Source organism: Amycolatopsis sp. cg13 (genome assembly GCF_041346965.1).
Lineage (GTDB): Bacteria > Actinomycetota > Actinomycetes > Mycobacteriales > Pseudonocardiaceae > Amycolatopsis.
This window is the reverse complement of record NZ_CP166848.1, coordinates 5,484,105-5,500,948: the sequence shown is the minus strand read 5'-3', so window position 1 is coordinate 5,500,948 and position 16,844 is coordinate 5,484,105. Positions and strand designations below refer to the sequence as shown.

At 69.2% G+C, this 16,844-nt stretch carries 19 protein-coding genes; 11 read left to right on the top strand and 8 right to left on the bottom strand.

The genetic code is table 11. The annotated features are described in order from the left end of the window. The first annotated feature begins 32 nt into the window (after nt 1-32). Nucleotides 33-455, top strand: coding sequence for a hypothetical protein (locus AB5I40_RS25505; RefSeq protein ID WP_370932559.1), 423 nt, complete (start codon nt 33-35; stop codon nt 453-455). Then, complete coding sequence (locus AB5I40_RS25500) at nt 452-1,630, top strand: hypothetical protein (protein WP_370932558.1); 1,179 nt, start codon at nt 452-454, stop codon at nt 1,628-1,630. The genes AB5I40_RS25505 and AB5I40_RS25500 overlap by 4 nt, the downstream gene beginning before the upstream one ends. A gap of 58 nt (nt 1,631-1,688) precedes the next feature. On the opposite strand, the gene AB5I40_RS25495 is transcribed toward AB5I40_RS25500, so the two are convergent. The 3 genes from AB5I40_RS25495 to AB5I40_RS25485 are packed head-to-tail and all read right to left on the bottom strand — an operon-like array spanning nt 1,689 to nt 4,369. Beyond that, nucleotides 1,689-2,597: a glycosyltransferase gene (locus AB5I40_RS25495; protein WP_370932557.1), complete on the bottom strand. Its 909-nt coding sequence runs from the start codon at nt 2,595-2,597 to the stop codon at nt 1,689-1,691. Continuing rightward, complete coding sequence (locus tag AB5I40_RS25490; protein WP_344281688.1) at nt 2,597-3,412, bottom strand: ABC transporter ATP-binding protein; 816 nt, start codon at nt 3,410-3,412, stop codon at nt 2,597-2,599. Before AB5I40_RS25490 ends, AB5I40_RS25495 begins: the two co-directional genes overlap by 1 nt. A gap of 3 nt (nt 3,413-3,415) precedes the next feature. Beyond that, the gene (locus tag AB5I40_RS25485) at nt 3,416-4,369 is read right to left on the bottom strand and encodes an ABC transporter permease (protein ID WP_344281686.1); all 954 of its coding nucleotides are present in this window, start codon (nt 4,367-4,369) and stop codon (nt 3,416-3,418) included. Nucleotides 4,370-4,525: 156 nt separating this feature from the next. On the opposite strand from AB5I40_RS25485, the gene AB5I40_RS25480 reads away from it, so the two are divergent. From AB5I40_RS25480 to AB5I40_RS25460, 5 genes are read left to right on the top strand one after another with little or no spacing between them, the layout of a single operon-like run. After that, nucleotides 4,526-5,155 carry a hypothetical protein gene (locus AB5I40_RS25480; protein ID WP_370940605.1) on the top strand — a complete coding sequence of 210 codons (630 nt, stop codon included), beginning with the start codon at nt 4,526-4,528 and terminating at the stop codon, nt 5,153-5,155. 33 nt (nt 5,156-5,188) lie between these two features. After that, the gene (locus AB5I40_RS25475; RefSeq protein ID WP_370932556.1) at nt 5,189-5,632 is read left to right on the top strand and encodes a hypothetical protein; all 444 of its coding nucleotides are present in this window, start codon (nt 5,189-5,191) and stop codon (nt 5,630-5,632) included. Then, the gene (locus AB5I40_RS25470; RefSeq protein ID WP_370932555.1) at nt 5,629-6,090 is read left to right on the top strand and encodes an N-acetyltransferase family protein; all 462 of its coding nucleotides are present in this window, start codon (nt 5,629-5,631) and stop codon (nt 6,088-6,090) included. Before AB5I40_RS25475 ends, AB5I40_RS25470 begins: the two co-directional genes overlap by 4 nt. Before the next feature lie 23 nt (nt 6,091-6,113). Continuing rightward, complete coding sequence (gene pseI, locus AB5I40_RS25465) at nt 6,114-7,163, top strand: pseudaminic acid synthase (protein ID WP_370932554.1); 1,050 nt, start codon at nt 6,114-6,116, stop codon at nt 7,161-7,163. A gap of 10 nt (nt 7,164-7,173) precedes the next feature. Beyond that, nucleotides 7,174-7,605, top strand: a complete 432-nt coding sequence (locus AB5I40_RS25460) for a DUF4345 domain-containing protein (protein WP_370932553.1) — start codon at nt 7,174-7,176, stop codon at nt 7,603-7,605. A 22-nt stretch (nt 7,606-7,627) separates the two neighbouring features. On the opposite strand, the gene AB5I40_RS25455 is transcribed toward AB5I40_RS25460, so the two are convergent. Continuing rightward, nucleotides 7,628-8,764, bottom strand: a complete 1,137-nt coding sequence (locus tag AB5I40_RS25455; RefSeq protein WP_370932552.1) for a DegT/DnrJ/EryC1/StrS family aminotransferase — start codon at nt 8,762-8,764, stop codon at nt 7,628-7,630. Beyond that, complete coding sequence (gene pseB, locus AB5I40_RS25450) at nt 8,757-9,740, bottom strand: UDP-N-acetylglucosamine 4,6-dehydratase (inverting) (protein ID WP_370932551.1); 984 nt, start codon at nt 9,738-9,740, stop codon at nt 8,757-8,759. The genes AB5I40_RS25455 and pseB overlap by 8 nt, the downstream gene beginning before the upstream one ends. A 63-nt stretch (nt 9,741-9,803) precedes the next feature. Between pseB and AB5I40_RS25445 the strand changes: the two genes are divergently transcribed. From AB5I40_RS25445 to AB5I40_RS25435, 3 genes are read left to right on the top strand one after another with little or no spacing between them, the layout of a single operon-like run. Continuing rightward, entirely contained in the window at nt 9,804-10,541 is a 738-nt protein-coding gene (locus AB5I40_RS25445; protein WP_370932550.1) for a cytidylyltransferase domain-containing protein, read from the top strand. Next, nucleotides 10,538-11,503, top strand: a complete 966-nt coding sequence (locus AB5I40_RS25440; RefSeq protein ID WP_370932549.1) for a spore coat protein — start codon at nt 10,538-10,540, stop codon at nt 11,501-11,503. Before AB5I40_RS25445 ends, AB5I40_RS25440 begins: the two co-directional genes overlap by 4 nt. A 43-nt stretch (nt 11,504-11,546) precedes the next feature. Continuing rightward, nucleotides 11,547-12,692 carry an epoxide hydrolase family protein gene (locus AB5I40_RS25435; RefSeq protein WP_370932548.1) on the top strand — a complete coding sequence of 382 codons (1,146 nt, stop codon included), beginning with the start codon at nt 11,547-11,549 and terminating at the stop codon, nt 12,690-12,692. A gap of 8 nt (nt 12,693-12,700) precedes the next feature. Here AB5I40_RS25435 and AB5I40_RS25430 read toward each other — a convergent pair whose 3' ends face one another. Then, nucleotides 12,701-13,282 (bottom strand): bacterial proteasome activator family protein, encoded by a 582-nt coding sequence (locus tag AB5I40_RS25430; protein ID WP_370932547.1) that lies wholly within the window; start codon nt 13,280-13,282, stop codon nt 12,701-12,703. Nucleotides 13,283-13,384: 102 nt separating this feature from the next. Between AB5I40_RS25430 and AB5I40_RS25425 the strand changes: the two genes are divergently transcribed. Beyond that, nucleotides 13,385-14,584, top strand: a complete 1,200-nt coding sequence (locus AB5I40_RS25425) for a cysteine desulfurase-like protein (protein WP_370932546.1) — start codon at nt 13,385-13,387, stop codon at nt 14,582-14,584. A 3-nt stretch (nt 14,585-14,587) separates the two neighbouring features. Here AB5I40_RS25425 and AB5I40_RS25420 read toward each other — a convergent pair whose 3' ends face one another. Beyond that, nucleotides 14,588-15,565: an NAD(P)H-quinone oxidoreductase gene (locus AB5I40_RS25420; protein ID WP_370932545.1), complete on the bottom strand. Its 978-nt coding sequence runs from the start codon at nt 15,563-15,565 to the stop codon at nt 14,588-14,590. Between the two features lie 20 nt (nt 15,566-15,585). Beyond that, on the bottom strand, nt 15,586-16,524 hold the full coding sequence (locus tag AB5I40_RS25415) for a neutral zinc metallopeptidase (protein WP_370932544.1): 939 nt from the start codon (nt 16,522-16,524) through the stop codon (nt 15,586-15,588). Nucleotides 16,525-16,844 lie beyond the last annotated feature (320 nt).

Sequence of the window (16,844 nt, the reverse complement as noted above, 5' to 3'; positions counted from 1 at the left end):
CCGGAGCGGCTCGCGTCGGTAAACTCCGGCGCATGAGCACTGATCCGCTGGCGGCAGGCGGGCTGAACGCCAAGGGCATCGCCGAAGCCGCGGCCGAAACGCACAAGCTGGCCGGCACCGCGAAAGCCGGCGGGTTCAGCATCGACGGCGACGCACTCGGTGACCTGCGCAAAGCGCTCACCGACATGGTCACGCGCCTCGAACGGCTCAAGCCGCAGACCCAGGCGCTGACAACCGCGCCGAAGCTCGGCAGCCACCCGTACGGGCACACCGTGGCCGAGCACGACCGCAAGAGCGGCTCTGACTCCCCTGGCGCGGCCCTCGACGTGCTGGACCAGTTCGGCCGGATCCTGAAGGAGGCCGACGAAGCCCTCGCGCGCGCCGGCGGGGTCTACACCGAGAACGAGAGCCAGGCCATCGACTCCCACCGCACCGTGAAGGGCAGCACCGAATGAGCACGCCGCAGCCGGGGCTCGCGCCGTCGGACGCCGACTACCTCGGGCACCCGCATCAGCAGTTGAAGTCGTACGTCGAGACGAATCTCGACGTGGAGCAGGTTTCCTCAGTCTCGCACGCGTACACCGAGGTGCAGAAAGCGTTCGAGGAGTTCGCGACGCAGCTGGGCGAGGCCGTGAAGAAGGCCGCGCACGCCTGGAGCGGCGAGGCCGCGGCCGGTGCGCAGGCGTATTTCGTGAGCCTCGCCGAATGGGCCGAGGCGAATGGCCAGAACGCGAAACTGGCCGCGCAGATCATTGAGGAGCAGGCGTCCGCCGCGCAGGCGGCGAAGCACTCGATGCCGGACGCGGTCCCGTTCGACTGGTCCGAGGAATTCGACAAGTGGTCGCACGCGACTCCGCTCGAAATGAGCAATGAGATCGACGCGACGCTGAAGAAGCAGCAGGACAGCCGTTCCGCGCACGAACAGGCCGCGGAGACGATGTCGAAGTACGACGCTTCGCTGCACGAGACCGGTTCGAAGCAGCCGGCTTTCGCGCACCCGCCGAAGTTCGGCGTCGCGGCCGGTGGCGGTGCCGCGGTGGCGATGCCGACTGGTCCTGAGCACCACGACGCTGCTCCTGCTCCTGCTCCCGTTCCGGCCAGCCCTGCTCCTGCTGTGGCTGACGCTGGCTCGGCCTCCGCGGCTGGCGGCGGCGGTGCGGTGGCTGGGCACGCGAGCGCCCCGACGGTCAGCGGCCCGAGCCAGTTCACCGGCGCGGTGCACCAGGCGATGCCGGACAGCGCGACAACGGCGGCCGGTTACGCCCCGCCCGCCGCGCAGTCGGCCCCGGGCGGCGGCAACGCCGGAGCGGCCGGAATGGGCATGGGCGCGATGCCCATGGGCGGCATGATGGGCGGTGGCGGCGGAGGTTTCGGCGCCGACGAGGAACACCAGAGCAAGATCGGCCGAGGCGGTGGCTCCTTCGGCCCCGGCGACGGCGCAATGGAGCCAGGAGCGGCCGACGTCGCGGCCGGCGGCATGGGCGGTGCCCCGGCCCGCCCGGGCATGGGCTTCGGAGCCCGCCCGTACGACGACAGCCTCAACCAGCCCGCGTTCGTGATGGAAATCGAGGACGACGACGAGGTGTTCGGCAGCGGACATCGCTCCGCGCCGCCGGTCATCGGGGAATAGCTTGGATGTCCGTTGTGGACGGTGGGGTTAGCGCACTGTCCACAACGGACTCACCGGTTCAGTACCGGTAAAACTTCTCCGCCCGTCCCTGCCGGACCAGCTTCAGCCACTGCAGGAACGCCTTCGGGTCCCGCTTCACGCCCACGAAATACAGGCCGAAGCGCACAACCTCCAGCGCTCCGATCTTCCGCATTCCCGGCTGCGACAGCAAATACCCGCGGTTGCGGTACGTGTAATACCGCTTGACCTCGTTCTCCGGGTCCTGTGCGTGGAATTTCCCGCCCAGCATCGGCTTGAATTCGTCCGAGCCGTCGGGGTGCAGGTAGGTCGTGCGCAGCGACGTGCCGAACGGCAGGCCGGACCGGACGAGGCGGCGGTGCAGTTCGACCTCGTCGCCGCGGAAGAACAGGCGCAGGTCGGGCACGCCGGTGACGTCCAAAGTGGACGAACGGAACAGTGCGCCGTTCATCAAAGACGCGATGCCGGGCAGGAAATCCGTGCCCAGTTCGGCCGACGAGCGCTTCCAGGTGAGGCCGCGGCGCAGCGGGAAAGCCAGCTTCGCCGGGGCGTCGATGTTGGCCACCACCGGGGAAATCTCGGCGAGGCCGCGCTTTTCGGCTTCCTCGAGCAGGATCTCGAGCACGTGCTCGTCCGCGGGGCGGCCGTCGTCGTCGGCGAGCCAGACCCAGTCCGCGCCGAGCGACAGGGCGTGCAGCATGCCGAGCGCGAAACCGCCCGCGCCGCCGAGGTTCCGGTGCGACGGCAGGTACGTGTACGGCAGCGGGTAGGCCTCGACCACGTCTCGCGCGGACTTGTCCGGTCCGTTGTCCACCACCACGAGGTGGTCGACCGGCCGGGTCTGTGCGGCGATGATTTTCAGCGAGTCCGCGAGCAGCTCGCGCCGGTGCCGCGTGACCACCACGCCGACGACGGCGCCCTCGGGCAGCTCTCGCGTCTCGCCGGTCATCATTCCCCGCCGTTCGTCGTGGTCGCGGGCTCGATGCCGAGGCGCTCGAGACCTTCCTGGCTCATGTTCTCGAACGGGTCGCGGCCCTTGTACTCGGTGAGCACCTCGCGCAGCGAACCCTGCTTCTTGACGTGGCCCTCGTCCATCCAGATCGCGGTGTCGCACAGCTCCATCAGGAACTCGTCGGAGTGGTTCGCGAACACCAGGATGCCGGAGCGCTTGACCAGGTCCTTGAGCCGGTCGCGGGCCTTGTTGAGGAACGCCGCGTCGACCGCGCCGATGCCCTCGTCGAGGATCAGGATCTCCGGGTCGATCGAGGTCACCACGCCGAGCGCGAGCCGCACTCGCATGCCAGTGGAGTACGTCCGCAGCGGCATCTGCAGGTAGTCGCCGAGTTCGGTGAACTCCGCGATGTCGTCGACCCGCTTCTCCATTTCCTTGGCGCTCATGCCGAGGAAAAGGCCGCGGATCAGGATGTTCTCGACGCCGGAGATCTCCGGGTCCATGCCGATGCCGAGGTCGAACACCGGCGCGATCCGCCCGACGATCCGCGACGAGCCGCGGGTCGGCTCGTAGATCCCGGCGAGCAGCCGCAGCAGCGTGGACTTGCCCGCGCCGTTGTGCCCGACCAGGCCGACCCGGTCGCCTTCGCGGAGGCTGATCGACACGTCGTGCAGCGCCTCGATTATCGGCACCTTCTGGTCGGAACTGATCTTGCCGCCGACCTTGCCGAGCACGCGCTTTTTCATCGAACGCGTCTTCGCGTCGAAAATCGGGAAGTCCACGTACGCGTTGTGGACGTCAATGCTGACCATCTGTCACACCCAATACGAGACGCGAGACCGGTAATTGCGCATGGCGACGAGGGCGAGCGCCCACCCGACCACGGTGAGCCCGCCGACCACGACCCAGCTGGTCCAGCTCACCGCCTGTCCGATGAGCGGCGACCGCACCACCTGCATGTAGTGGTAAAGCGGGTTGAGCTTGATGATCGGCAGCGCCCACGACGCACCGTCCCGCGCGCCGCCGGACAGCAGCTGGTCGACCGGCCAGACGATCGGGGTGCCGTAGAACATCAGCTGGATCAGCGAGTTGATCAGCTGCGGAATGTCGCGGAACCGCGTCGAGATGATGCCGAGCAGCAGCGCCGCCCAGCCCGCGGTGAGCGCGAGCAGCACGAACCCGGGAATGGCGAGGAAAATGTTCCAGCTCAGGCCGGGGTGACAGAACTTGTCCGGTACGCACACGCCGTCTTTCGACCCGAGCGAATACGGGGAATCGAGCGCCGAGAAGAAAATGATCAGCAGCACGACGTAGACGATCATGTTGTGCGCCAGCAACAGCGTCTGCCGCCAGATCGTGCGCAGCACGTAGACGCTGATCGGCGCGGGGACCTGTTTGATCAGCCCCTCGTTCGCGATGAACGTCTCCATGCCTTCGGTGAGGCAGCCCTGGATGAAGCCCCAGATGATGAAGCCGGTGGAGAGGTAGGGCAGGAACACCTCGATCGGCGTGCGGAACAGCTGCGAGTACAGCAGGCCGAGGCCGAGCGCGATGACACCCTGGCTGATGGTGATCCAGAACGGCCCGATGATGGACCGCCGGTACCGCTGCTTGATGTCCTGCCAGCCGAGATGGGTCCACAGCTCGCGGGAGGCCAAACCGGTCTTGATGTCGTCGATCGCACGCCCGAACGTCTTGCTGTCCGACGACGGTGGAACCGGAGTCGAGACATCGGGTTCGGCTGCGTGAACCGTGCTGGTGGCATGCACGTGGACGAGGGTACCGATGGGACACACCGGCCTCGGCTCGCCCCGGCCCCACCGCACGGCGGCCCTGGTGCGGATACGGGCGATACGGGCCGGGTGTCTCCTGGTGTCCTGGTAGTTTCTTCCCTTATGACTGCTGCTCTCGGTGCGGCGAGCCTCATGGTCGACCTCCTCTCGGCGTACGCGGACCGGCCGGACCCGCGTTCGGTCGCCGTGGTCGGCAACCAGCCGCTGGAGCCGGACCCGGCCCGCGCCAAGGCGGTTGACGACTGTGACCTGGTCATTCGGGTCAACGGGTTCGTTGTCGACGAACCGGACGGACCGGACATCACCGGCCGCAAGGTGCACACGGTCGTCTTCAACCGGGCCGTGCGCGCTACCCGGCACGTCTTCCGCGACTACCGCTCCCGGCTGTATCTGCTGGTCGAGCCCGGTCGCCTGCACTGGGAGCCGGAGGCGCTGCCCGGCTGGTGGCCCTCCGACCTCGGGTTCGTCCCGGTGTCGAACCGCGACGTCGTGCTGCCCCTGTCGGACGCGCTCGGCCTGCCGACGCGCACCGAACCCACCTGGTCGACCACGGGTACGCTCGCGGCCTGGATCGCCCGCACCTCGTTCCCCGAGGCGCAGCTGGTGCTGACCGGGTTCTCGTTCATCGACAACCCGGAGCAGACCTCGTGGGAGCACGCTGCCGGGGATTCGTGCATCGTGGGACCGGAGCACCAGATCGCCGCCGAGGGCAGGCTGCTGGAGTCGTGGACCCGCACCGGCACCACCACCTTGCTCCGCTGAAGCCCGCTGGCACTCGTCGAAGGAACTCCCGTCATGCCCTTCCAGATGTTCAGAAACCTGTTCGGCTCCCGGATCGCGCGCCTCGTCGATTACCGCCTCGACGAGCGGACGCGCGGCGTGTTCCAGGACTTCGAGACCCGCATCGACGAGCTCGAGCACTGTACGGTCGACCACCGCCGCCGGCTCGCCGAGACCGACGAGAAGCTGGACACCGCGCTCGGCGACCTCCGCTGGATCCGCGGGGAGCTGGACCGGATGATCCCGCACGTCGCCGCGCAGGAGGAGCAGCTGGAGACGCTCCGGGAGAAGCTCGCGATGACGCCGCGCACGGACGACGCCGGGGCTCTCGAAGCGCGTTCGCTGGTCGAGGAGATCCAGCGGCAGCACGCGCAGATCCGCGTCCGGCTGGCCGGGATGGCCCGGTACGAGGAGCGGTTGAGCCGCCTCGAGGACGCGAAACTCACGCCTGCGCAGTGACGTCCGTCATCGCCCGCGACGCGACCGAGGCCGACGCTGAGCTGTTGCTGGCCTGGCGCAACGACCCGGCGACGCGGCAGGCGTCGCGGTCGACCGGGGTGATCGATCTGGACAGCCACCTGCGCTGGTTGCGCGGGGTGCTCGCGGCGTCCGGCCGGATCCTGCTCGTGCTGGAGGAGGCCGGGAAGCCGGTGGGCACGGTGCGGTTCGACGACGAGGGCGGCCGCGAGTGGGAGGTAAGCATCACGCTCGCGCCGGAAAGCCGTGGCCGCGGATTGGCACGTCCGGTGCTCGAAGCGGGTGAGCAGGCGTTGGCGGCCCGGACGGACGCGGTGGCCGTGCTGGCCGCGGTGCACGAGGACAACGCGGCGTCGGCGGCGTTGTTCGCGCGGGCTGGTTATCTGGAGGTCGCGCCCCCTGCCGACGGCTTCCGCCGGCTGCGCAAGACTCTGCACTGAACCCCACCGGAAGGACGCCACCCATGTCCGAAGTCCGCATCGGCAAGCACCTGCTCGGCCCGGCGCGGCCGCCGTTCGTGATCGCGGAGATGTCCGGCAACCACAACGGCGACCTGGACCGCGCGCTGGCCATCGTGGACGCGATCGCCGACTCCGGCGCGCACGCGGTGAAACTGCAGACCTACCGTCCGGACACGATCACCGTCGACGTCGACGGCCCGGCGTTCCGGATCGGCGACGGGCATTCCCTGTGGGGCGGGGAAAATCTGTACAAACTGTACGAAAAGGCGCACACCCCTTGGGAATGGCACGAGCCGATCTTCGCTCGCGCCCGCGAACGCGGCCTGGAAGTGTTCTCCAGCCCGTTCGACCCGACCGCGGTGGAGCTGCTGGAATCGCTGGACGCGCCCGCGTACAAGATCGCCTCGTCGGAGATCGTCGACCTGCCGCTGATCGAACTCTGCGCGCGCACCGGCAAACCGCTGGTGATTTCGACCGGAATGGCGAACGTCGCGGAGATCGACGCGGCCGTGCGCACGGCTCGTTCGGCAGGCAACGACCAGCTGATCGTGCTCGGCTGCACGGCGAGCTACCCGGCGTCGCCGACGGAAAGCAATCTGCGCGGGTTGCCGTTGCTGGCCGGGCTCACTGGGACGCTGGTCGGATTGTCGGACCACACGCCGGGCCTGGGCGCACCGGTCGCCGCGGTCGCGCTGGGGGCGGTGGCGATCGAGAAGCACGTGACGCTCGCGCGCAGCGACGGCGGGGTCGACTCGGAGTTTTCGCTGGAGCCAGCGGAATTGGCCGCGCTGGTGACGGAGACTCATCGGGCGTGGGAAGCGCTCGGTTCGCCGGTGCTGGGCCCGCGCGAGAGCGAGAAGGAAGGGCTGCGGCTGCGGCGTTCGCTGTACGTGGTGGAGGACGTTCGGGCCGGTGATCCGGTTACGGCGCAGAATGTTCGCTCGATCCGTCCTGCTGGCGGGCTCGCTCCGGCTGAGATCGTGAACGTGCTGGGGCGGACGTTCCGAGTGGACGCGGTTAAGGGCACCGCATTGACTTGGGATTTGATCTAGGCTCGTTCGTATGGCAGGCGAGAAGTCCCGCAAGGCGTTGCTGGCCACCCTCGGTGCGCTCGGCGCGATCCCGGTGGCTTCCGGGCTAACCGGCATCCTCGGCGGCCCGGAACGCGCGCCGGGCGGTGCCGCGACGACGCCCAGTGTGGACAGCGAGTACCGGTTCGTGAACACCTTCTGGACGGCGGCCGGCTTGGCGCTGTGGTGGTCGATCCGCCGCCCGGAGAAGCGCGCGGCGACTACGCGGCTCGTGCTGGGGACGGCTGCTGTCGGTGGGCTGCCGCGGCTTCTGTCGGCACGGAGGGCTGGGGTGCCGCATCCGGTTTTTCGGGCTGCGACGGTGCTGGAGCTGGCTGTGGTGCCGGGGGTGTTGTTGTGGCACGCGAAGGTGATTCGGGGGCAGCGCCCGGAAAAATCGGCCGCTGCCCCGGAGCAGAGCTAGCAGGTCGGCATCTGATCCGTAGTCAGATGCCGAAAAACCCGCGCACCCCGTCAATCACCCGGTCCACATCGGCGTCACTCAGCGACGGGAACAACGGCAGCGAAAGCTCCTGCTCGTAATACGCCTCCGCGTTCGGGCACAACCCCCGCCGGTACCCGAGGTCCTCGAACACCGGGTGCCAGTAAGCCGGGATGTAGTTCACCTGCACCCCGATTCCCAGCCCCCGCAAGTGGTCGAACAGCGCGCGCCGACGGCCGTCCAACACGCGCAGCGGGTACAGATGCCACACCGGATCCGCGCCCTCGCGGCGTGGCGGCGTCAGGACTCCGTCGACATCTGCGAGCGCCGCGTTGTATCGCGCGTGGATTTCGGCGCGCCGCAGCTTGAATTCCGTCAGCCGCGTGAGCTGGCTGCTTCCCAAGGCGCACAGGACATCCGGCAGCCGGTAGTTTAGGCCGAACTCGTGCACTTCCTGGTGCCACGCGCCTTCGTCCGGGTACCGCTGGCGGGATTTGTCCCGGACCAAGCCGTGGTTGCGGAACGCTTGCGCGCGCTGCAGCAACTCCTCGGACCCGGTGACGACCGCGCCCCCCTCGGCGGTGGTCAGGTTTTTGGTAGGGAAGAAGGAAAACGTGGTCAGGTCGGCAAGCGACCCGACCGGTCGACCCTGCCAGGAACCGCCGACGGAGTGCGCGGCGTCTTCCAGCAACAGAGCGTCGGCGTCGTGCGCGATCTTCGCCAGGGTGTCCAGTTCGGCGGGGTGTCCGGCGTAGTCGACGGCGGCCACCACCTTGGTACGGCTGGTGATCGCGGCCGCGGCGGCGTCGACGGACAGGTTGCCGGTGTCCGGCTCGACGTCGGCGAACACGACCTTCGCGCCGTGCAGCGCCGCAGTCGCCGCGGTGGCGACGAAGGTCATCGGCGAAGCCACGACCTCGTCACCCGCGCCGATTCCGGCCGCGGCGTACGAGACGTGCAAGGCCGCGGTACCGGACGTGACAGCCACGGCTGGCGTGCCGCCGGTGTGTTCCGCGAGGTCTGCCTCGAACTTCGCGACTGCGGGACCCGTCGTGAGCCAGTCACCGCGCAGAACCGAGACGACGGCCTCGATGTCTTCTTCGCTGACCGACTGGCGGCCGTACGGGAGAAACTCAGGCATATTGCTCGACCAGTTCGCGGAGTTCGTCGGCCTCGAGCCAGAGGTCGTTGGTGTCTGAGCGGTACGCGAAGCCTTCGGGCACCTGCTCCCCGGCGTCGGGCGATTCGTAGCCCCAACCCGCGAGGTGCGGCTGCACGACGTAGCGGTCGGTCAACCGGAGAGTCCGCCGTGCGTCGTCGGGGGCGATCATCTCCTCGTGCAGCTTCTCGCCCGGCCGCACGCCGACCTCGTGCATCGGCGAACCCGGCGCGATCGCCTGCGCGAGATCGACCAGCCGCATGCTCGGGATCCGCGGCACGTACAGCTCGCCGCCGGACATCTGGTCGAACGAGTCGACCACGAACTGCACCGCCTGCGGGAGCGTGATCCAGAACCGGGTCATCTCCTTGTGCGTGATCGGCAGCGACTCGCCCTGCTCGGCGAGCTTGCGGAAGAACGGGATGACGCTGCCGCGCGAGCCCATGACGTTGCCGTAGCGCACCACGGAGAACCGCGTCGGGTGCGCGGCCGCGTAGTGGTTGCCGCTGATGAACATCCGGTCCGCGCACAGCTTCGTCGCGCCGTAGAGGTTGATCGGGCTGGACGCCTTGTCGGTCGACAGCGCGACGACCTTCTTCACGCCGGTGTCGATCGCCGCTTCGATCACGTTCTGCGAGCCCGTGACGTTCGTCTGGACGAACTCGAACGGGTTGTACTCGCCGGTGTCGACCTGCTTGAGCGCCGCGGCGTGCACGACGTAGTCGACGCCGTGCATGGCGCGTTCGAGGCGGCGGCGGTCGCGCACGTCGCCGATGAACCAGCGCAGCCGCGGGTCGTCGTTGAACAGTTGCCGGGCTTCGTACTGCTTCAGCTCGTCGCGGGAAAGCACCACGAGCCGGCTGGGGTTGAGCTCGGCCAGCGCATAGGCGATGAACGCCTTGCCGAAGGAGCCGGTCCCGCCGGTGAGCAGGATGCTGGAGCCATCCAGCTCGGACATCGATGACCTCCGCGATTGGGGTTCGTGGATCGGCGCGGGGCGCCGCAGGCCATCATGTCACCCATGCGTGCAGGCCCCGGCGTCAACGCCGTGATACAGGCCCGGTCGTCGTCCACCCGGCTGCCGGGGAAGGTGCTGCGGCCGCTCGCCGGACGGAGCGTGCTGGGCTGGGTCGTCCGTGCCGCGGCGGCTGCCCCTGGCGTCGACCAGGTAGTAGTCGCGACCTCGGACGATGGGTCCGACGACGCGGTCGCCGCTGAAGCGGAGCGGTGTGGCGCGCAGGTGGTCCGGGGGCCGCTCGACGACGTCGTGGCCCGGTTCGGGCTCGCCTTGTCGCAGCATCCGGCGGACGCAGTGATCCGTCTCACGGCGGACTGTCCGCTGCTCGATCCGGCCCTGATCGGCCGGCTGGTCGCGGTGTGGCGGGCCGAACCGTCGCTGGATTACGTCTCGACCACGCTCGTCCGCACCCTGCCGCGCGGCTTCGACGCGGAGCTGGTGCGCGCCTCGGTGCTGGCCGAGCAGGTGGCGACCGCGACCGGGGCGGACCGCGAGCACGTGACGTCGGCGATCTACCGGCAGCCTGACCGGTACTCCTGCACCGGCGTTGTGGTGAGCCCGGCGGCCGACGACCTGCGCGTCACTTTGGATACGGCGGAGGACTGGGAGCTGATCTCGGCGCTCGTGGCCGAGCTGGGCGACCAGCCGGGTTCGTGGCGTTCGGTGGTGTCGCTGCTGCGGTCGCGGCCGGACCTGGTGGCGTTGAACGCGCACGTCGAGCAGAAGAAGGTCGGCCAGTGAAGCTGCTGCTCCGGGCGGACGCTTCGCCGACCATCGGGGCCGGGCACATCTCCCGGGTGGTCGCCTACGCTGAGCGCGCGGTCGCGCGGGGCTGGGACGTGCACTTCGCCGGCTCCACGGCCAACGCGGAGTGGCTGGCCGCCCGCTTCGACGAGCTGTCGGTACCGCGGTTGCCGGCATCTCCCTTGGCTGACTTGGTTTCCGGCTTTGACGCCGTACTCGTGGACCACTACGGGATCGGCGACGTCCGGGCCGAGGTCAACGCCGCTGGCGCTCGCCTAGTGTCCATTGAGGACGATGTGTTCGGCCGCCGTCCGGCGGATGTGGTGGTGGATTCGGGCTTCACGCCGGGCCCGCGTCCGGAGGACGGTTCGGGCTTGCTGCTGCGGGGTGTCGAGTACACGCCGCTTCGAGACGTCGTGCTGCGCGCACGTTCTCGCCGGAGCACTTCGTCGCCGTTGCAGGTGACGGTGGTTCTGGGCGGCGGTGCCGAGTGGGCCTCGACGGTTTCGCTGTTGCTCCAGGCGCTTGCCGACACGGGCTTGCCGTTCGCCGCAGACGCTTTGGTCCGTGGCACGCCGACGTTGCCGTCCACTGTGGATGGTCAGGTGATCCGGGTAGCCGCGCCGCATGCCGGGCTGTTGGACCTGCTCGCCGGGACGGATGTCGCGATCAGCGCATCCGGGGTGACGTTCCTGGAACTGTGCTGCCTCGGGGTGCCGACGGCCGCGGTACAGCTGGTGGACAACCAGGCAGCCGGGTACCAGGCGGCGCTGGAACGAGGCCTGGCGTGCGGCTTGGGTTCGGCGGATACCTTGGGCAAGCGGCTGGCGGAGGCGACGGAGACGCTGCGACAGTTGTTGTCGGACGCTCCGCTGCGGTCCCGGCTTTCGACGGCTGGCCGGTCCGCTGTGGACGGTCGGGGAGTGGACCGGGTGCTGGACGTTCTGGCCGGGTTCTGATCGAGGACCGAATCTGTCCTCAATCCCGCATAGCTTCCTCCCCATGACCGAGACCCCGTTCCGGATCCACATCCCGCAGCCCGACCTAGCCGACCTCAACCGGCGCCTCACCGACACCCGCTGGCCCGATCCCTTCGCCGACCCGGCCTGGGACCTCGGCATCCCCGTCGAAGCCGTACAGGACCTCGTCGATTACTGGCGGCTCGGTTTCGACTGGCGGGCGCAGGAAGAACGCATCAACGGCTTCCCCCAGTTCACCACCACCATCGACGGTGCCAACGTCCACTTCCTGCACCTCAAATCCCCGGAACCGGACGCCATTCCGCTTCTCCTCACCCACGGCTGGCCGGGCTCGATCGTCGAATTCCTCGACCTCATCGGTCCCCTCGCCGACCCTCGCTCGTACGGCGGCGACCCGGCCGTCGCGTTCCACGTCGTCGTTCCGTCCGTCCCGGGGTTCGCCTTCTCCGGGCCGACCCCCGACCGCGGCTGGGGCCCGGCGCGGACGGCGCGCGCTTGGGCGGAGTTGATGACTCGCCTCGGGTACGACAGGTTCGGCACGCACGGCGGCGACTGGGGCGCGTTGATCTCCCGCGAACTCGGCCTCCAATTCCCCGACCGGATCATCGGCGCGCACGTGACGATGCTGCCGTCCGCGGTGGCGCGCGACGAGTCCGACCTCGACGGGCTCAGCGGGGCGGAACTGGCGAAAGGGCAGCGGTCGCTGGAGAAGGCGCGGGCCTTCCAGCAGACGGGCATCGGTTACGCGATGATCCAGTCCACCAAGCCGCAAACGCTTGCGTACGGCCTCACCGACTCCCCGGCCGGGCAGCTCGCCTGGATCGCCGAGAAGTTCCGTGCCTTTTCGAACACCGACCACGACCTGATCGACCGCGACGATCTGCTCGCCAACGTCTCGATCTACTGGTTCACCCGCACCGCCGCGTCGTCCTCGCGGATCTACGCCGACCAGGACGTCCAGTGGGGCGCGGCGCTGCCGTCGTCGACCGTGCCGACCGCGGTCGCGGTGTTCCCGGACGACATCGGCCTTCCGCTGCGATCCCTTGCCGAGCGCACCGACCGGATCGTGCGATGGACGGAATTGCCGCGCGGCGGGCACTTTCCGGCGCTCGAAGAACCCGACCTGCTGATCGGGGATCTTCGAGCGTTCTTCGCCGCGGAAAGCTAATCGGAGAACTAGAGGTACTGCCCAGTCCCGGTAATCCCGTGCCCGTGCCCCTCACCCTGCTGCCCGACCGACCCGGATGAACCAGCAGGCAGCCCGCGCCGCATCTGCTCAAGCTGCACCCGCGCGGCCATCTGCTGCGCGAACAGCGCCGTCTGGATGCCGTGGAACAGCCCCTCCAGCCAGCCGACCAGCTGGGCCTGCGCGATCCGCAGTTCGGCGTCCGAGGGGGTCTGGTCCTCGGTGAACGGCCGCACGAGGCGCTCGAGCTCCTCGCGCAGTTCGGGCGCCAGGGCCTGCTCCAGTTCGCGCACCGACGTCTGGTGGATCTCGCGGACCCGGTTGCGGCTGGCGTCGTCCAGCGGCGCGGCGCGGACCTCTTCCAGCAGCTGTTTGATCATGGTGCCGATGCGCATCACCTTGGCCGGTTCCTCGACCAGGTCCCCGACGGTCTCGTTGTCCTCGCCGTCGGGGGCTACCTGCGCGGTGCCGACCGGGACCCCGTCCGGTCCGACGACCACCACGTGCGGCGCGTCCGTTCCGTCCCCGGTCGCGCCCGTTCCCCCGAAGTTCGGCTCGCTCATGTGCTCCATCCCCGTCGCTGTTGGCGGTCCTGACCCGAGCCTAGCGGCCGTTCGGGCAGTTCTGCCCAACCCCGCGGCAACCGCGAAACCGCACGTCCGTACGGTGTCCCCATGGCGTTCGACGTCGCTCGTATCCGTGGGCTGTTCCCCGCGCTTGGCGACGGCTGGATTCACTTCGACGGCACCGCCGGAATGCTCGTGCCCGAACAGGTCGCTTCGGCCGTTTCGACGGCGATGCGGGCGCCGGTGTCCGGGCCGGGCGGAGCATTTCCGGCCTCCCAGCGGGCGGAAAGCATCGTCACCGCGGCCCGCCGGGCCGTGGCCGATCTGGTCGGGGCGGACCCGGCTTCCGTCGTGCTCGGACCGAGCGCGCCGGTCCTGCTGCGCAGGCTCGTGGACGCGCTCGCCGAACGCTGGACGATCGGCGACGAGGTCGTCGTCTCGCGGCTCGACGAGGAGGCCAACATCGCGCCCTGGCGGCGTGCCGCGAAACGCGTCGGCGCGGTCCTGCGCTGGAGCGAGATCGACATCGAGACCTGCGAACTGCCCGCGTGGCAGTACGAGAACCTCGTGTCCGCGCGGACGAAAGCGGTGTCGGTGACGCTGGCGTCCGGGTCCGTCGGGACGCGGCCGGACGTGCCGACGGTGATCGAATTCGCCAAGCGCGTCGGCGCGCTCGTGGTGGTCGACGCGACCTACGCGGCCCCGTTCGTGCCGCTTGACCTGCAGGAACTCGGTGCCGACGTCATGGTCGTCTCCGCTCCCTCGTGGGGCGGACCGGCTGTTGGCGCGCTCGTGTTCCGCGATCCGGAGCTGCTGGAGCGCATCTCGTCGGTGTCGCTCGACCCGGCCGCCACCGGTCCCGCGCGGCTCGAACTCGGGCCGCACGCGTACCCGCTGCTGGCCGGTCTCATCGCCTCGATCGACTACCTCGCCGGCCTGGACGACGCCGCGACCGGCTCCCGCCGCGAGCGTCTGGTGACGTCGCTCGGCTCGGCCAAGTCGTACCACGCGGGCCTGCTCGCGCAGCTGTCCACGGAACTGCGCTCGCTGCGCCACGTGATGGTGATCGGCGACGCGATGCGCCGGATCCCCGCGCTCGCCTTCGCCGTGGCCGGCGCGAAAGCCTCGCAGGTCGCCGAATACCTGGCGTCGCAAGGCCTGTGCGCTTTCGCCGACGACGGCACCAGCGGCGTTTTCGCGTCGCTGGGCGTCGGCGAGGTCGGCGGAGCGGTGCGGATCGGGCTCGCGCACTACTCCAACGTGTTCGAGATCAACCAGCTGGTGCGGGTGCTCGAAGAACTGCGCTGAGGCTCACGACTTCGCGGCCAGCAGCACCTTCCCGAAGATGCTGCCTTCCTCGAGCAGCCGATGCGCGGTCGCGGCCTCGGCCATCGGCACCACGTCGCCGACGATCGGCTGCACCGAACCCTGTTCCACCAACGGCCACAACCGTTTCCGGACATCCGCGACGATCGCCGCTTTCTGGTCCAGCGGCCGCGACCGCAGCCCGGCCGCGTACACGCTCGCGCGTTTGCCGAGCAGCTTGCCGATGTTCAGCTCGCCCTTGATCCCGCCCTGCATGCCGATGATGACCAGACGGCCGTCGGCGGCGAGCGCGTCGACGTTGCGGTCCAGGTACTTCGCGCCCATGTTGTCGAGGATGACGTCGGCCCCCTTCGTTTCGGCACGCAGCACCTCGACGAAATCCTGTTCCTTGTAGTTGATCGTGAGGTCGGCGCCGAGCTGACGGCAACGTTCGAGCCGCTCCGGCGAACCCGCGGTGACCGCGACGGTCGCGCCGAGTGCCTTGCCCACCTGGATCGCGTGCGTGCCGATGCCGCCCGCGCCGCCGTGCACCAGCAGCACCTGGCCTTCGCCGAGACCGGCGTGCATCACGACGTTCGCCCACACCGTGCAGGCCACCTCGGGCAGCCCGGCCGCGGAGACCGTGTCGACCTCGGCGGGCACCGGCAGCAGCTGCCCGGCCGGGACCGCGACGCGCTCGGCGTACCCGCCGCCGGCGAGCAATGCGCACACCTCGTCGCCGACCTGCCAGCCCTCGACGCCCTCGCCGAGTTCGGCGATCGTGCCGGAGCATTCCAGGCCGAGGATGTCGCTCGCCCCGGGCGGCGGCGGATAGTTGCCTTGCCGCTGCAGCAGGTCGGCTCGGTTGACCGCACTGGCCGTGACGTCCAGCAGTACCTCGCCGGGACCGGGCTCCGGATCGGGGACCTCGGTCCATTCGAGCACGTCAGGGGCGCCGGGTTCGCGGATAGTGATCGCGTGCATGCGCCCGACTGTATCCCGGGTCAGCCGAGATCGTTGGTGCTGAAGGTGTTGCAGCGCGCGGGCTGGCCAGTCTGGTAGCCAGTGGTGAACCACTTCTCGCGCTGTGCCGACGTGCCGTGCGAGAAGCTCGACTTGTCGACGTGGCCGTTGCCGAGGTTCTTCTGGATGTAGTCGTCGCCGATCCGGGACGCGGTGTCCAGCGCGCGCGAGATGTCGTCCTTCGTGACGTCCTGGACCAGCGGTTTCCCGGAGCTGGTCGGGGTCGTGCTGGCGTGGTTGGCCCAGACGCCCGCGTAGCAGTCGGCCTGCAGTTCCAACCGCACCGAGCCGGACGTCGGCCCGGTGCCGGTGCCGCGTTTGGACGTGCCGGTGAGGTTCTGCACGTGGTGGCCGTATTCATGGGCCAGCACGTACGCCTCGGTGAACAGGCCGCCCTGCGCGCCGAAGCGGGTCTTCAGCTCGTTGAAGAACGACAGGTCGATGTACACGTAGGAGTCGGCCGGGCAGTAGAACGGGCCGGTGTCCGACGTCGCGCCGCCGCAGCCGGTGCGCACGCCGCCGGTGAAGAAGCGGGTGGTCGCCTTGCGGTAGGTCTGGCCGGAACGGGAGAACTCCTGCGTCCAGTAGTCCTGGATGGAGTTGACGATCGCGACGATCGCGCAGTCGTGGTCCCGGTTCGCGTCGGCTCCGGTTTTGCACTTCTTCGCGAGCGTGCCGGAGTCCAGCTGCTGCCCGGACTGGACGTCGCCGAGCCCGACCCCGCCGACCGCTGGCGACGTGCCGGTGCTGGGACCGCCGCCGAACTGGGAGAACAGGAAGTAGATGACCAGGCCGACGATGCCGAGCCCGCCGCCGCCGATGGCCACCCGGCCGCCGATGCCGCCACCGCCGCCTCCGCCGCTGCCGCGCATGTCCTGGATTTCGGAGGAGTCCAGATCCGCGTTGTCGTCGAATCGCACGCGGAAAGGGTAGCCGCAAAGCCGGGAACGTGGCTGGGTGCGGCCCCTGCGCTGGGGGCCGCACCCAGGTACTACCGAGGTTTCGTTGACAGCGGTTAACCACCGGCCGGGCTGGCGTCCGGCGCTGCCTTCGCGGTGCCGAGGCCGCGAAGAGAAGCAGCGACATGACGACGCCGGGTGCGCGTGGCCGATGCCGGAGCGCACGGGGTGCTCGTGCTGTTCGCAATCGCGACCGAACCGGAACGGGGCCGTGCCGATCGCGGGGACACAGCGGGCGGTCAACCGCGGGAACTACCTGCCATGCCACCACCTGGCCTTTC

Excerpts from the sequence above, each read along its gene's own strand:
- AB5I40_RS25505 (WP_370932559.1), top strand. The coding sequence starts at position 33 with ATGAGCACTGATCCGCTGGCGGCAGGCGGGCTGAACGCCAAGGGCATC.
- AB5I40_RS25500 (WP_370932558.1), top strand. The coding sequence starts at position 452 with ATGAGCACGCCGCAGCCGGGGCTCGCGCCGTCGGACGCCGACTACCTC.
- AB5I40_RS25495 (WP_370932557.1), bottom strand. The coding sequence starts at position 2,597 with ATGACCGGCGAGACGCGAGAGCTGCCCGAGGGCGCCGTCGTCGGCGTG.
- AB5I40_RS25490 (WP_344281688.1), bottom strand. The coding sequence starts at position 3,412 with ATGGTCAGCATTGACGTCCACAACGCGTACGTGGACTTCCCGATTTTC.
- AB5I40_RS25480 (WP_370940605.1), top strand. The coding sequence starts at position 4,526 with ATGGTCGACCTCCTCTCGGCGTACGCGGACCGGCCGGACCCGCGTTCG.
- AB5I40_RS25475 (WP_370932556.1), top strand. The coding sequence starts at position 5,189 with ATGCCCTTCCAGATGTTCAGAAACCTGTTCGGCTCCCGGATCGCGCGC.
- pseI (WP_370932554.1), top strand. The coding sequence starts at position 6,114 with ATGTCCGAAGTCCGCATCGGCAAGCACCTGCTCGGCCCGGCGCGGCCG.
- AB5I40_RS25460 (WP_370932553.1), top strand. The coding sequence starts at position 7,174 with ATGGCAGGCGAGAAGTCCCGCAAGGCGTTGCTGGCCACCCTCGGTGCG.
- AB5I40_RS25455 (WP_370932552.1), bottom strand. The coding sequence starts at position 8,764 with ATGCCTGAGTTTCTCCCGTACGGCCGCCAGTCGGTCAGCGAAGAAGAC.
- pseB (WP_370932551.1), bottom strand. The coding sequence starts at position 9,740 with ATGTCCGAGCTGGATGGCTCCAGCATCCTGCTCACCGGCGGGACCGGC.
- AB5I40_RS25445 (WP_370932550.1), top strand. The coding sequence starts at position 9,804 with ATGCGTGCAGGCCCCGGCGTCAACGCCGTGATACAGGCCCGGTCGTCG.
- AB5I40_RS25435 (WP_370932548.1), top strand. The coding sequence starts at position 11,547 with ATGACCGAGACCCCGTTCCGGATCCACATCCCGCAGCCCGACCTAGCC.
- AB5I40_RS25430 (WP_370932547.1), bottom strand. The coding sequence starts at position 13,282 with ATGGAGCACATGAGCGAGCCGAACTTCGGGGGAACGGGCGCGACCGGG.
- AB5I40_RS25425 (WP_370932546.1), top strand. The coding sequence starts at position 13,385 with ATGGCGTTCGACGTCGCTCGTATCCGTGGGCTGTTCCCCGCGCTTGGC.
- AB5I40_RS25420 (WP_370932545.1), bottom strand. The coding sequence starts at position 15,565 with ATGCACGCGATCACTATCCGCGAACCCGGCGCCCCTGACGTGCTCGAA.